Origin of the sequence: Microbacterium testaceum (genome assembly GCF_029761935.1) — a bacterium.
GTDB lineage: Bacteria > Actinomycetota > Actinomycetes > Actinomycetales > Microbacteriaceae > Microbacterium > Microbacterium testaceum_A.
The window spans coordinates 968,858-982,512 of sequence record NZ_CP121699.1 but is presented as its reverse complement, the minus strand read 5'-3'; the positions used below and the strand labels follow the sequence as shown (position 1 = coordinate 982,512).

Annotated in this window: 17 protein-coding genes; all 17 read left to right on the top strand. The window is 69.2% G+C overall.

What is annotated here, in order from left to right:
- The 17 genes from QBE02_RS04800 to QBE02_RS04720 all read left to right on the top strand — a co-directional run bounded on the left by QBE02_RS04800 (position 1) and on the right by QBE02_RS04720 (position 13,654).
- Positions 1-1,266, top strand: coding sequence for a phage portal protein family protein (locus tag QBE02_RS04800; RefSeq protein ID WP_279367343.1), 1,266 nt, complete (start codon positions 1-3; stop codon positions 1,264-1,266).
- Positions 1,263-2,582, top strand: a complete 1,320-nt coding sequence (locus QBE02_RS04795; RefSeq protein ID WP_279367342.1) for a head maturation protease, ClpP-related — start codon at positions 1,263-1,265, stop codon at positions 2,580-2,582. Before QBE02_RS04800 ends, QBE02_RS04795 begins: the two co-directional genes overlap by 4 nt.
- 1 nt (position 2,583) lies before the next feature.
- The gene (locus QBE02_RS04790) at positions 2,584-2,943 is read left to right on the top strand and encodes a capsid cement protein (RefSeq protein WP_279367341.1); all 360 of its coding nucleotides are present in this window, start codon (positions 2,584-2,586) and stop codon (positions 2,941-2,943) included.
- A gap of 16 nt (positions 2,944-2,959) precedes the next feature.
- Positions 2,960-3,883 (top strand): hypothetical protein, encoded by a 924-nt coding sequence (locus QBE02_RS04785; RefSeq protein WP_279367340.1) that lies wholly within the window; start codon positions 2,960-2,962, stop codon positions 3,881-3,883.
- A gap of 2 nt (positions 3,884-3,885) precedes the next feature.
- A complete protein-coding gene (locus QBE02_RS04780) occupies positions 3,886-4,236 on the top strand; it encodes a hypothetical protein (RefSeq protein WP_279367339.1) in 351 nt (116 codons plus the stop codon).
- A 174-nt stretch (positions 4,237-4,410) separates the two neighbouring features.
- Entirely contained in the window at positions 4,411-4,782 is a 372-nt protein-coding gene (locus tag QBE02_RS04775; RefSeq protein ID WP_279367338.1) for a hypothetical protein, read from the top strand.
- Positions 4,779-5,105, top strand: a complete 327-nt coding sequence (locus tag QBE02_RS04770; protein ID WP_279367337.1) for a hypothetical protein — start codon at positions 4,779-4,781, stop codon at positions 5,103-5,105. The genes QBE02_RS04775 and QBE02_RS04770 overlap by 4 nt, the downstream gene beginning before the upstream one ends.
- A gap of 11 nt (positions 5,106-5,116) precedes the next feature.
- Positions 5,117-5,431, top strand: coding sequence for a hypothetical protein (locus QBE02_RS04765; RefSeq protein WP_279367336.1), 315 nt, complete (start codon positions 5,117-5,119; stop codon positions 5,429-5,431).
- On the top strand, positions 5,424-5,846 hold the full coding sequence (locus QBE02_RS04760) for a phage tail terminator protein (protein ID WP_279367335.1): 423 nt from the start codon (positions 5,424-5,426) through the stop codon (positions 5,844-5,846). Before QBE02_RS04765 ends, QBE02_RS04760 begins: the two co-directional genes overlap by 8 nt.
- Positions 5,843-6,643, top strand: coding sequence for an IPT/TIG domain-containing protein (locus QBE02_RS04755; RefSeq protein ID WP_279367334.1), 801 nt, complete (start codon positions 5,843-5,845; stop codon positions 6,641-6,643). The genes QBE02_RS04760 and QBE02_RS04755 overlap by 4 nt, the downstream gene beginning before the upstream one ends.
- A gap of 2 nt (positions 6,644-6,645) precedes the next feature.
- A complete protein-coding gene (locus QBE02_RS04750; protein ID WP_279367333.1) occupies positions 6,646-7,113 on the top strand; it encodes a DUF7426 family protein in 468 nt (155 codons plus the stop codon).
- Positions 7,110-7,373 carry a hypothetical protein gene (locus tag QBE02_RS04745; RefSeq protein ID WP_279367332.1) on the top strand — a complete coding sequence of 88 codons (264 nt, stop codon included), beginning with the start codon at positions 7,110-7,112 and terminating at the stop codon, positions 7,371-7,373. The genes QBE02_RS04750 and QBE02_RS04745 overlap by 4 nt, the downstream gene beginning before the upstream one ends.
- 3 nt (positions 7,374-7,376) lie before the next feature.
- A complete protein-coding gene (locus tag QBE02_RS04740) occupies positions 7,377-10,211 on the top strand; it encodes a phage tail tape measure protein (RefSeq protein WP_279367331.1) in 2,835 nt (944 codons plus the stop codon).
- 14 nt (positions 10,212-10,225) lie between these two features.
- On the top strand, positions 10,226-11,059 hold the full coding sequence (locus tag QBE02_RS04735; protein WP_279367330.1) for a hypothetical protein: 834 nt from the start codon (positions 10,226-10,228) through the stop codon (positions 11,057-11,059).
- Positions 11,050-12,270 (top strand): hypothetical protein, encoded by a 1,221-nt coding sequence (locus tag QBE02_RS04730; RefSeq protein ID WP_279367329.1) that lies wholly within the window; start codon positions 11,050-11,052, stop codon positions 12,268-12,270. The genes QBE02_RS04735 and QBE02_RS04730 overlap by 10 nt, the downstream gene beginning before the upstream one ends.
- Complete coding sequence (locus tag QBE02_RS04725) at positions 12,270-12,692, top strand: hypothetical protein (RefSeq protein WP_279367328.1); 423 nt, start codon at positions 12,270-12,272, stop codon at positions 12,690-12,692. Before QBE02_RS04730 ends, QBE02_RS04725 begins: the two co-directional genes overlap by 1 nt.
- Positions 12,693-12,700: 8 nt before the next feature.
- Positions 12,701-13,654 carry a hypothetical protein gene (locus QBE02_RS04720; RefSeq protein WP_279367327.1) on the top strand — a complete coding sequence of 318 codons (954 nt, stop codon included), beginning with the start codon at positions 12,701-12,703 and terminating at the stop codon, positions 13,652-13,654.
- Position 13,655: the final 1 nt, after the last annotated feature.

The window sequence follows — 13,655 nt, the reverse complement described above, 5'->3', positions numbered from 1 at the left end:
GTGTCCGAGATCGGCTACCAGACCGGCGGCAGTGTCCGATCCTGGGCGGGGCTCACCGCGGAGATCAATGAGACCAACCGTGAGTTGCAGTGGCCCCAGTCGCTGAACGTCTTCGACCGGATGCGGCGCGAAGACCCTCAGGTCAAGTCGGTCATCCGCGCGGTGACCCTCCCGATCATGCGCACCGAATGGGCCATCGACGGGACGGGATGCCGCGAGGAGGTCACACGTCTCGTCGCCGAAGACCTGGGCCTCCCCATCAAGGGACAGGCACCGGTCGCCCCGCTCCGGACCAAGGGGCGGTTCTCATGGAAGGAGCACCTGCGGCTGGCACTTCTTGAGCTCGTATACGGCCACTCCTTCTTCGAGCAGGTGTACGACCAGTCGACCGGCCGCACGCGCCTCTCGAAGCTCGCATGGCGGCCGCCGCGCACCATCCGCGAGATCAAGGTCGCCCGCGACGGAGGCCTCGAAGGCATCCATCAGTACGACGTCGAACAGCTCATCCCCGTCAGCGCGCTCGTCGCGTACGTGAATGAGCGCGAGGGCGCCAACTGGATCGGTGAGTCCCTGCTGCGGTCGGCCTACAAGATGTGGCTGCTCAAGGACCGGGTGCTGCGCATCCAGGCGCTCACCGCCGAACGAAACGGACTTGGGCTTCCGACGTACACCAGCGCCCCGCCCGCCGAGGGCGCTGAGTACGAGCAGATCATCGCGTGGGCAGACGCCGAGATTGCCCGCGGTCTGGACATCGCGAAGAACGCGCGCGCCGGCGAGGCCTCGGGCGCGTCGCTGCCAAACGGAGCATCGCTGAAGTTCCTCGGCGTCGAGGGTGACCTGCCCGACACCGACAAGCCCATTCGCTACTACGACGAGCAGATCGCGCGCGCCGTGCTGGCACACTTCCTCAACCTCGGGACCGAGACCGGTTCCTGGGCTCTGGGATCGACGTTCGCGAACTTCTTCACCGACTCGCTGAACGCCGTCGCCCAGCACATCGCCGACGTCACCCAACAGCACGTCATCGAGGACCTCGTCGACAAGAACTGGGGGCCGACAGAACCCGCACCCCGGCTCGTCGCCGCCGAAATTGGCGAACGCCAGCCCGTCACCGCGGCATCGCTCGCGCAGCTCATCCAGTCCGGCGCCGTGCGCCCCGACGACAAGCTCGAGGACTTCGCCCGCGATCGCTTCGGCCTGCCCATCGCTGACGTCAGCACCCGGCGCGCCGCACCCGTCACGCCAGCAGCCAAGGAGGCCGCATGAACGACATCCGACCGGCCATCGCCGACCGCAAGGCGCGGGACAGCGACCGGGAGCACCAGCCGCGCCGATTCTGGGGCTCGATGGAGCCCCCGGAGAGCAAGGCCCAGTTCTTCAGCGCCGTCACCGCACCGACGGCCGAGGGCGGCGACGCGACCGTCGCGACGATCCGCATGTACGGCCCCATCGACTCGTGGGGCGGCTGGTGGGGCATCTCGACCGAGGACGTCGGACGCGTACTCGACTCCCTGCCGGACTCCGTCGCGCAGATCGTGCTTCGTATCAACTCGCCTGGCGGCGAGGTGTGGGAGGCCATGGCCATCCTCAACATGCTCGGCGCGCACAAGGCGACCGTCGTCGCCGTCGTCGACGGCCTCGCGGCATCCGCCGCATCGTTCATCGCGGCGAGCTGCGACGAGACCGTCATGAGTCCCGGCAGCCAGATGATGATCCACTCGCCCTCGTCGATCACATGGGGCAACGCCGTCGAGATGCGCAAGACGGCCGACTTCCTCGACACCGTCGAGCGCTCGATGATCGAGGTCTACACCGAGAAGGCTGGCGCGAAGGACTGGGCGAGTCTGCTCGCCGCCGAGACGTGGCTGACGGCCGAAGAGACGGTCGAGTTGGGCCTTGCCGACCGTCGAGGCGTCGTCCCGGACGCCGGCACCGCCACCACCGTCGGCGTCGAGGAAGACCTGGTGATCATCACCGTCACCCCCGAAGAGGACGACGCCGACGCGGACGCCCGCATCCACGCCGCAGCCGCCTCCGCGCGCGCCGCGGCCCCCAAGCCCCCGAGCTCGTCCGAGCCGGGAGAACCCAACCAGAAGGAGAAGCTCCCCATGAGCGACACCATCAAGGCTGGCCTCATCGAACGGCTCGGCGTGAAGGACGCCGACATCTCGGACGAGGCGCTTCTCGAAGCGCTCGACGAGTCGCTCGAGGAACAGGCCGACCCCACTCCCGCCCCGGCTGCCGCCGCCCTCCCGAAGGGCTTCATCGCCATCGACGAGAACGTGTGGAACGAGACCCAGGCGAACGCTCGCCAGGGCGCCGACGCACGCAAGCAGCAGGACAAGGACCGCCGCGACGGCATCGTCGACGCCGCCCTCCGCGCGGGCCAGATCAGCACTGCATCGGCCGCGGCGATCCGCGAGCAGCTCGAGAGCGACGAGAAGGGCACCGTCGCGTTTCTGGCCACCGTGCCGAAGAACACCGTGCCCGTCACCGAGATCGGCAAGGCCGACACGCTGACGAGCTCCGACGACGCGCTCTACGCCTCCGCGTGGGGCGCCGAAGAGAAGCAGGAGGCCTGAGATGGCTGACCACATCCACACCTTCGAGCCCGGCGCGAGCATCACGTGCATCGCCGGCGCCGACGTCATCGGCGGACGCCTCGTCGAAATCACCGGCCCGCGAGAGGTGTCGCACGCCGCGGCCCTCAGCGTGAAGGTCTTCGGCGCAGCCGCACGCGACGCCAAGGACGGCGAAGACGTCCTCGTGCTCCGCGGCGGCGTGCAGAAGCTCGTCGCGAGCGGCGCCATCACCGCCGGCACCCGCATCAAGCCCGCTGCCGGCGGCAAGGTGCAGGCCGTCGCCAACGGTGAGACCGGCAACGGCCTCGCCATCACCACCACCACCGCGGCGGACCAGCTGGTCCAGGTCGCACTGGACTGAGAAGGAGAACGAACCGATGGGAAGCTCCCTGACGTACCCGGTCCCGGCGATCGACAACACCGGAGACCTGTCCACCGAGCAGATCCACCAGCTGCTCAGCTCGCAGACCGCCATCGGCCGTCGCATCCGCACCCTCGCAGCGCAGCGCTTCATCTCCGACGCGTTGCTCAAGGGTCGGTTCCGCAGCGCTGGCGGCTCGGTGCTCTACGAGAACGGCGAGCCGCTGTTCGCGCCCGACGACCCCGAGTCGATCGAGCCCGGCGGCGAGTACCCGCGCTCCCAGGTCACCGCTGGCGACCTCGCGGCCGCGCGCGTCTCCAAGTGGGGTCGCGACACGCCCGTCACCGACGAGTCCATCAAGCGCCGCGGCATCGACGTCGTCAACCGCGCGCTGCTGCAGCTCGTCAACCGCATGGTGAAGTTCGTCGACTCGGCGGCGCTCGGCGTCATCGCATCGAAGATCACCGCCACCTTCGCCTCGCCCGGCACCTGGGACGACGTCGAGAACATCGTCCTGTCCGTCGAGGGCGCGAAGGCCGTGGCCGAGGAGTCCGGTGAAGGGCACGTGCTCGACACGATCGTCCTGAAGCCGACCGCCTACGCCAAGGTGATGGCCGCGTTCCTCAAGGCGGGGCTCCTGCCCCGTGAGGCCGCGAACCCGCTCATCACCGGCACCTGGCCGACCGTGCTGGACCTGATCTGGCTCCGCTCGCCCCACGTGCCCACCGCCGCCCCGCTGCTGGTGAACAGCGACGAGCTCGGCGGCATGGCGGACGAGGACCTCGGCGGGCCCGGCTACACCCGGGCACTCCCCGGCGTGGAGACGAAGTCGATCCGCCAGGACGAGACGGACAGCTACCTGCTCCGCTCGCGCCGCGTCACCGTCCCCGTCGTCACCGACGCCACGGCTGGCGTCACGATCACCGGAACGGGGCTTTGAGCATGGCCAGCAAGACCCGTAACCGCGTGACCGCGACGATGATCGTGGTCAAGGTCCCCGGCGCCCAGGGCGGCGAGACCTACCTCAATAAGGGCCGGTTCCTCCCGGAGTCGGTCACGGCCAAGGAGGTGAAGCGCCTCAAGGATCTCGGCCTCATCGAGACCGTCACCGCCGAGGGCTCCACCAGCGCTCCTGGAGACGAGCCCTACAAGGGCGTCACGGTTCCCGATCTCACCACCGAGATCGAGAAGCGCAACGAGGGGCGCGACGACGACAAGAAGATCGCGCCGTCCGGAACGAAGCGCGAAGACCTCGTCGCGGCGCTCGTCGCCGACGACGCGGTCAACGCCTGACTTCGATCACCCGTCGGGGCGGTCTCGTGCGCATCACGCGCCGGGACCGCCCCGCATCACCCCATGGCGAGTGCCACGTGCCTCGCCTGCGCGCTCACGCGCGCGCCAGCACCTACGAGACGGGTCCGCCGTTCTCGCGCGCTCTACGGGGCGCTCACCGCGGAGGGACGTTCCATGGTCGACGGCATCACGCACAGCGACATCACCCCCGACGAAGACCTCGGCCGGGTGATCCTCCTCCGCGCGGCGGACATCGCCCCGCAGGTGCGCACCGTCCCCGACGCCACCGAGGCGAAGAAGGACGCGATCGCCGTGCTCAAACGCGTCGCGAACCGGTGGGCCGAGACCGGCACCGGCGCCGTCCAGTCGATGAGCCGCAACGGCACCAGCATGACCCTCCGCGACGTCGGCCACGCCTTCGCCCCCACCGACCTCCGCGACCTCCGCCTCATCTTCGGCATCCCCGAATCGACCCATGCGGGCCCGCTCGGCAGCTTCCCCACCGACCGCCCCCTCTCGCGCATCTGGCCGGAGGGCAAGCCGTGAGCTGGGCGTCCCCGTTCTGGTTTCCCCACACCGTCACCGTCGAAGACGCCATCCCCGCAGGCGGATCCGGTACCCGCTTCGCCGAACCCCGCACCGTCGCGGCTGAGGTGAAGGACCAGCAGCGCATCGTCGTCGGCGCGGACGCGAACGAGCACGTTTCCAACACGCAGGTCACCGTCCCCATCAGCGCAGCCGTGCCGGTCGGGTCGATGGTCACCGTCTGGGCCGGACGAGTGGGTGCCCGCCGCGCGCGCGTCATCGCCGTGCAGCGCGACGAGAACCTCCCGCCGCTGCCGTCCCACCTGATCCTGTCCCTGCAGTGAGGAGACCGCTCGTGGCGAGATTCAACCCCATCAAGACCCAGCTCGAAGCGTCCATCCAGAAGGGCCTCCGCAAGGGTGGCGCCGCGGTGCTGAAGCGGATGAAGGAACTCAGCCCCACCGACACGGGCGAGTCCGACAAGTCCGGGTTCGTCACCGTCGAGGACCTCACCGTGCAGGTCGGTTTCAAGTCGCCGATCTCTCGGCTGCAGAACGAGAACCTCGACTACCAGCACACCAACGGGCAGCCTAAGTTCGCGGAGGCCGCGGTCGACCAGGTCGACATCGGACCCATCATCGCCGCGCAGAACCGAGCCGACCTTGGATGACGCCGACCTGACCCGGTGGCTCGTCGAGCAGCTCGGAACGATCCACGGCTGGCTGTGGTCCGCCGACGACCCGTACGACTTCACGGACGACGTCACTCACGTCTTCGAAGGCGGCATCCCGGCGGACGCCCGTCGCGCCATCGGCGCCCGCATCTTCGGCGGCGAAGACGACGACGAGACCGACACCAAGACCCGCCGCGTACAGCTCCGCTCCCGCGGCAACGAGGGTGACCCGAACGACGCGAACCGTGTCGCGGACGCCGCCTTCGCCCACCTTCGGCGCCTGCTGCGGGAGGGCGTCGTCAGCGCAGTCACCCGCACCTCGTTCGATCCCGCCGGGGTCGACCAGAACGGGCGCGAAGGGCGCACCGACAACTACCTGATCATCTTCGACAATGAGGAGGCTCCGTCGTGAGCAACAAGCGTGTCCCCATCCCCGCCGGCTTCGTCCGGGGCAAGTCCTACGAGTACGGCGTCCGCGTCAACGTCGCCGCCCGCGACGAGCCCGCCGACTTCATCGACGTGCGCCGCCTGTTCGGCTACAGCCCCACGTTCACCCCCACCACCAGCGACGCCCGCACCTACGACGACGCCGGATCCCAGAACAACAGCGTCGACGGATGGTCGTTCGCGCTCGCGTTCTCGACCCACGTCAACCGGTCTCTCACGACCGGCGAGTACCTGCCCGAGATCGAAGCGCTTCGCGCGCGGACGCTCCCGTCGGCACTCGACCTGGACGCCGAGATCGAGGTGCAGTTCTTCCACAAGCCCGCCAAGGGCGCCCCCAACCTGGAAGACGCCGGCCAGGGCTTCGCCACCGTCAGCTACCAGCGTGGGCAGACCGCCCCCGACGGTCAGACGGAGACGTGGAACTGGACCCTCACCGGTGTCGGCGCCTACGAGGAGATCGAGAACCCGTTCATCGGGTGGCCCGGAGACGCGCCCATCGTGTCCCTGCTCGAGCCGGCCACCGGCCCGGCCGGGGTGCTCGTCACCATCCGCGGCACCGGGTTCAAGGACGCCGCCGGCACGGTGCTCGTCACCGGCGCGGACGGCGTGAAGTTCGGCGCGACCAACGCGACCGACTACAACGTCGTCAGCGCGACCGCGCTCACCGCGATCGTCCCGGCCGGCGCGGCTGGTGCGGCCAACGTGGTCGTGAAGTCCACCGCCGGCACCGCCGCGGCTCGTCCCTTCACCCGGACGGCCTGACCGTGTCCAGCGCGGTCGACTTCTCGGAGTGGGTCGCGCCCGGACTCAAGATGCCGCTGGGGGACCGGACCTACACGGTTCCGGCCCCCAGCGTCGAGCGGGCGAAGAAGATCCTCGCCCTCGCCGTCCGAGCAGAGATCGACTTCAAGATCGTCACTGGCGATTTCCCTCAGGGGGTGGCCGATGTGCTCGCCACCATCACGGGGGAGGAGCGCCCCGGCCTCGGCACGGCCGCCGCCGAGATGGTCGCCGACGGGGTGGACGTCTTCACCCTCAGCCGGATGCACACCTACTCGGTGTTCTACTGGGCCCGAGGTCGCGAGTACGCCGACGCGTTCGCCACTCTCGTCTGGGCCCAGCGTCCCGACGTCGACGACGAAGCGGACGGTGACGCCCCAAAAGCGTTGACGCGCTTACTCCTGAGGAGTGGGCGCGGTACGGCGTCGGAGAGCTCATTGACCACGACGTGACCGGCGTCCCCATCTACGCCGACTACCGCGTCCCGCCGGAGGTGCAGGCGAAGACCGCGCAGGCCGACGGCCCCACCCTGGACACGTCCTGGCTGGCGATCGTCTCCCACTGGCGGCTCGTCGTCGCCGAGCTTCTCACCCGCGGCATCGACCTACACCGCCGCGACGTGCTCGACGGCCCCTGGCTGAGCGTCCGCGCCGCCATCTTCGACCTCATCGACTCGCCCACACGGCTGCGGGAGGTCCTGAAACGGAGGTGACCCGTGGCCCTACGCGCCGCCGAACTCGAGGTGCTGTACACCGCAAACACCTCCGACATCGACAAGGGCGAGCAGAAGGTCAAGGCCTCCGCCCAGCGCATCGAGTCGAACGCCGTCACCCAGAAGGTCGACGGTGACGCGAGCGAAGCCCTCGCGGACCTGGACCGGGTCGCCGCGGAGGCGAGGAAGCTCGTCTCCGAGCGGGCCGTGCTGCAACTCGACGCCGACATCACCCGCACGGACAAGGCGCTCGAGCGCGCGAAGGCGAAGGTCGAGGACCTCACCATCCGCGGCGAGGCGGGGTTCGAGGTCACCGCCGAGGTGAAGCGAGCCGAGGCCAACCTCGCCCGCCTCGAGCAGCAGTCCGATCGGCTCAAAAGCCTCCGCGCGACCGTCGAGGTGGACGCCGACACCGTCAAGGCCGTCTCCCAACTCGACAAGCTCGAGCCCGCCGCGAAGAGCGCCGCCGACAAGGCCGGCGCCGCCGGTGGCTCTTCGCTCGTGTCGTCGCTCGACGGCGCCACCCGCGGCGCGGGGGAGAAGGTCGGCACCGTCATCGGCTCCGGCGTCGAGGATTCCCTCGTCTCCGCGCTGACCGCCATCCCCGTCGCCGGCGGGATCATCCTCGCCGGTGTCGCTATCGGCAAGGCCATCACCGGCGCCATCCAGGATGGGCTGCAGCAGGAGGTCGGCTTCGACCGCCTCGAAGCGCTCACCGGTATCAGCCCGGCATCGGCGCTGCGCATCGGCCGGGCCGCGGGGGAGGCGTACGCGAACGTCTTCGGCGACTCCATCGAGGCGAACCTCGACACCGCCCGGCTCGCGCTGCAGTTCGACATCATCGACGACAAGAGCACCACCGCCCAGGCAAAGCGTGTCGTCGAGGGCCTGTCGGGGATCTCCAGCGCCCTCGAAGAGGACGTGCGCCCCACGGCCACTGCGGTCACGACGCTGCTCAAGACGGGCCTCGCATCCTCCGCGCAGGAAGCGTTCGACCTCCTCGCCGCCGGACAGCGCGAAGGCGTCAACCGTGGCGAGGATTTGCTCGACACGTTCACCGAGTACCCCGTCGTGCTCAAGCGCCTCGGGCTCAGCGGTGCCGAATCTCTCGGTCTCATCAACCAGGGACTCGAGGCCGGCGCGCGCAACAGCGACGTCGTCGCCGACGCGCTCAAGGAATTCCAGATCCGCGCCACCGACGGGTCCAAGGCATCCGCCGCCGGGTTCGAGCGCCTCGGCCTCTCCGCCGAGGATATGACGGCGAAGATCGCCCGCGGCGGCGGCGACGCCCGCGACGGTCTGCAGGAGGTGCTGAACAAGCTCCGCGAGATCGAAGACCCCGTGCAGCGCAACGCTGCCGCTGTCGAGCTCTTCGGCACGAAAGCCGAGGACATGGGCGACGCGCTCTTCGCACTCGACCTGTCGAACGCGGTCGACCAGCTCGGCCAGGTGCAGGGTGCCGCGCAGAAGATGTTTGACACCATCTCAAACAACGACGCGACCCGCATCGAGCAGGCCGGACGCAACATCGAAGTCGCCATGGACGGCATCAAGGGCACGCTCGCCGCCGGCTTCTCGCAGCCGCTGGCAGACGTCGCCACGTTCATCTCCGAGAACCGGGGACCGGTGACGCAGTTCTTCCTCGACCTCGTCAACGGGGCACTCGACTTCGGTGAGTCCATGGTCAACGCCGCGGCCGACGGAGCCGCCGGGTTCGGTGACCTCATCGCAGGCCCGGGCGCCGACATGGTCGACCTGCTGATCGGACTGCAGAAGGCCATCAACCCGTTCGCAGACACCTCGCAGCTCGAGGGTCTGCGGGACGGGATGCGCGACTTCGACGAGAAGACGCAGGCGGCGTCCGACACCATCCGGGGTCGACTGCTCGGTGGGCTCGAGGTCGTTCGCTCAAAGGTCAACGAGTTCGGCGAGGGCGCCGTCGCGATGGGGTACCTGAACGACGCCTCCCTCCGACTGGCCAGCGCGCTCGAGACCGTCGGCCTCGACGGCGACGGCGCGCGACTCTCGCTCGAGGGGGTAGACCTCGCCCACCTCAACGCGTCCGCGTCCGGGGCGGCGCTCGAAACGCAGATCCGCAACGCGGCATCCGCGCTCGAGTCGGAGCTCGACGCAGCACAGCGGGCGGGGGAGGGACAGGACGAGCTCACCGGGCGGTACAACACCGCTCGTGATGCGCTGATCGGCCAGATCGAGCAGATGGGCATCGGTCGTGACGCGGCCGCCGCGCTCATCGACCAGGTGCTCCGCACCCCGCCGTCGGCGCGCACCGAGTTCTCATCGAACGCCCCAGAGCAGCAGGCTCTCGCGCAGAGCCTCGCGCAGCGGATCGAGACGTTGCCCGACGGCAGCGTCGTAATCAAGGCGGACACGTCCCCGGCGAGCAACTCGATCGACCGTCTCGTGCAGCTCAACGACGGTCGCGAGATCGTCGTCCGCGTTCGTGGTGACGGGTCGGTGCAGCTCCCTGGTGGGCGCGTCGCACTCCCGAACGCGAAGGGCAACCTCGTCGAGTTCATGGCCAGCGGCGGCATCCCCGACCTGACCCCGCTCTCGGGCGGCGCGACGGTCGTGTCGCCGAACACGTGGCGCGTCGTCGGCGACCGCGGGGACGTCGCTGAGGCGTTCATCCCGCTCGACGGATCACCCCGGTCGATCGGCATCCTCGCCGAAGCGATCCGCCGCATGCCTGGCATCGACACCAGCAGTGGTGGCGGTGGCGGGACGAGCGTGCACGTCGACGCCCGCTTTGAGCAGCGGGACGAAACCCTGCAGGTGCGGGCTCTCACCCGAGTGATCAAGCAGGCGTTCAGCGATTGACGGAAGGGGGCGCGATGGCTCGCACCACGATCCAGCTCGGACACCTCACCTTCCTCGACGGTGCTGACCGCGGCGGCTACGGGTGGTTCTTCCGTGAGTTGACCGATTGGTGGGGTGGGACGGCCAACCGGCAGCGTCCCGTCGCGCGCCCTCAGCGGCACGGTGCGTTCACGCGAGCGCGTGCCACGCGTGCTGAGAAGGTCGTGTCGTTCGAGGCGCTGTATCGGGGCCGTAGCGCCTCTGAGGTGGAGCGCGCGTTCGACGAGCTCTCCGCCGTCGGGGCTGAGACGCCCGTGCTGATGACCGTGAGCACCGACGACGGCCCCACCTGGCGGTCGGTGATCGTCGAGGACACGTCGGCGCGGTCGACTCACAACCGCCCCCGCGGGTGGCAGACGGTCGACGTGTCGAGCGACGACCCTCGCCGGTACCGCACCGGGACACCGGTCACCACGGGACCGCCCTCACCGGGGCAGGGTCTCGTGTTCCCGGCGAAGTTTCCCGCCATCTGGCCGGGTGGTGGATCGACGGGGCGCGTCACCCTTCCCAACGAGGGCCGCGCCCCGTCCGCCGTGTCGCTCATCCTCGCCGGTGGGTTCTCCTCGGCGCTGATCACCTGCGTCGAGACCGGCGCGCGGGTCGGCATCGCTCGCCCTGTCGCCGCCGGTCAGTCGGTGGTGATCGAGAACGGGCGCGCGACCCTCAACGGGCAGGACATCTCCCGGTGGCTCCGCTTCCGTGAGTGGACCGAGGTGCCGGGGCTCCTGTCTCGCACGTTCCAACTCGAGGCATCGGACCCGGTGGGACAGCCCACCCTCACCGGAAGGGTGGATCACGCGTGGTGGTGACCCGGTTCTTCCTGTTCGAGACCCGCGGCGGGCAGCAGCTCACCGAGCTCGAACCGTCATCGTTCGACTGGCAGGAGCAGTCGAACATCGCCGAGACGGTCAACCTCCGCTTCGTCGACCACGTCGACGAGTGGCGGAACCTGTTCACCCCGTGGAAGCACTCCATCGCTGTCGACGTCGGCGGGCACTTCCTCGGCGGGCCGATCCTCCCGCAGGACTTCGACCGCGACAACGGGATGCTGTCTGTCACGGCGCGCGGACTACGGCGCATGCTCGACGAGTTCCCTGTGCTGCCTCCGCCGCCCGGGTTGCTCACGACCACGCCCCCGGATTGGCTCGCACCAGATGGGAAGCCGGCGGCCGGGTTCGACACCGTCGTCACCGGCGTCGACCACGGCACGATCGGCAAGCGAATCCTGCAGCAGGCGTGCCTGTGGCCCGGGTGGACCGACATCCCCATCCGATTCCACGCCGACCGACCCGGCACGCGCAGTGAGACGTACGTCGCTGTCGAGCGGAAGAAGATCGGCGCCGCCCTCACCGACCTGTCGAACCAGGATGCCGGCCCCGACATCCGCCTCCGCCTCGAGCGGACCAGCGAGGACACCTTCGGGTGGGTGTACGAGTCCGGCACCGAAGCGCAGCCCCGGCTGCAAGGCGAGGCTCCGTTGACGTGGGAACCGTCCGACGTCACCGGCGTCGGCACCCGAATGGACCCGACCCGCATGGGCTCCGTCTCGTGGGCGTCCGCGGGGCGGTCGTCCGACACGACCCTGCTGCGGATGCTGTACGACCCGTACCTCGTCGACCGGGGGTTCCCGCTGCTGCACCTCGATGCTGACGTGTCGACGAGCACGAAGGACCCAACCACCCTCGACTCCGGGAACGTGGAGACGCTGCGCACCGCGCGGCATCCGTGGGAGTTCTGGGAGTTCGACGCACCCATCGACGCGTCCCCGTTCCCGCACGAGTACGGGTGCGGCGACGTCGCGGAGATCTTCCTCTCCGAGCGACAGCAGATGAACCTCGGACTCCTCACCGGGCCCGGGACGCTCACCGGCCCGGGGGTCCTCACCGGCGGCACCACAACCGATCCGATCTACGACTACCTGGCTGCCGGCTCGTACCGGCGCCGCATCGTCGGACTGTCGGGGTCGGACCGGTCGGAGTTCATCAAGGTCACCTGCGGCGAAATCTACGAGGAGGTCTGATGGCCGACCCGTCCCCTTCCCGTGACGGGCTCGCGCAGATCGCCGATCAGATCAACGCCCTGTGGCGTGCAATTGGCGAGCTCAAAGCACCGTCCGGGACGCAGCAGGCGAACGCCGTCGCGCAGCTCGAGGCGGCGGTCATCGAACTGCAGGCGCAACAGGCGCAGATCACCGCGCAGCAGGAAGTGATCGTCGACCTCGTCGACGGCATCCAGCAGACGCTGACCGACTTCATCGCCAACGACGTCGCCGCGATCGTCAACGATGCCGTGAACGCCAAGCTCGCGTCCTCCGACATCACCATCGGTACCGCCAACGGTGTCGTCCGCATCCCGTCCATCTTCAACACCGACGTCGTTGCGACGCTCCGGCCCCGTGTCGCCGTCTGGGCGAACGATCAGGGCGTCGTCGGACACACGTAGGAGGCATCATGCTCACCCTCTCGCTTCCCACGGAAGACCCGGCGGGTCTGTCCGTAGCAGCCTGGCGGCGCATTCAAGCCGGTCTCGTCACCACGTCGGCGGCTGGGGCGCCGCGCACGGGTGTGCTGGCCGCCGCGTCGCCCCTGCTGGTGACCGGCACCAGCGACACGGCGATGACGTACCGCATCGGCCAGTTCGTTGGTACCTCGTCGCGCGATGGTGTCGGAGTCGAGCTCACCGCGAATGACGGTTCCGACACGGTCGGGACGGATGCCGCCCCGACTGCGAACAGCCGCATCGACGTGATCTGGTTCCGGTCGCGGTTCCCGTCACTCACGGATACCGAGCAGACGACACCCTACTTCGGTGTTACCCGCGGCGTCCCGAACGCGAACCCCCAGAAGCCGACCAACGTCCCCGCCGGTGCGGAGGAGCTGGCGACGGCCGTCGTCACGTCGACAGATCTCACGACCCAGACGGTCGTCATCACGAACACGTTCCGATGGACGGCCATGGCGGGCGGCGTGGTGCCCCTGCGCAGCCAGGCGGAGATGACCGCGTGGACGCCGGCGAACGGGGCGAAGGCGTTCCGCCTCGACCTCGGGGTGGAGTTCACCCGTGTCTCCGGCGCGTGGGTGCCGTCGAGCAATCTCGGTGTCGTCACGGATGGCAACGTCATCGCAGGGGTTTGGGATTCGCAGAAGCCGCTCCGTCGGGTGTTTCTCGCGGGCTCGCCGCAGGTGAACAGCGACTCGGTTACGACGCTGACGTTCCCCGGTGGCGCGTTCTCCAAGTTCGTGCTGACCGCGAGGCCCACGCTCACGTCGGCGGGTGTGGCGAAGCAGGTGGTCGTTTCGGGCACCGAACTCGACCGCATCCAACTGCAGATCTTGAACGGGTCCGGCGGCAGTCTCCCGTCGGGGACGGCTGTGCCACTGACCCTCGAAGTGATCGGAGGGTGAC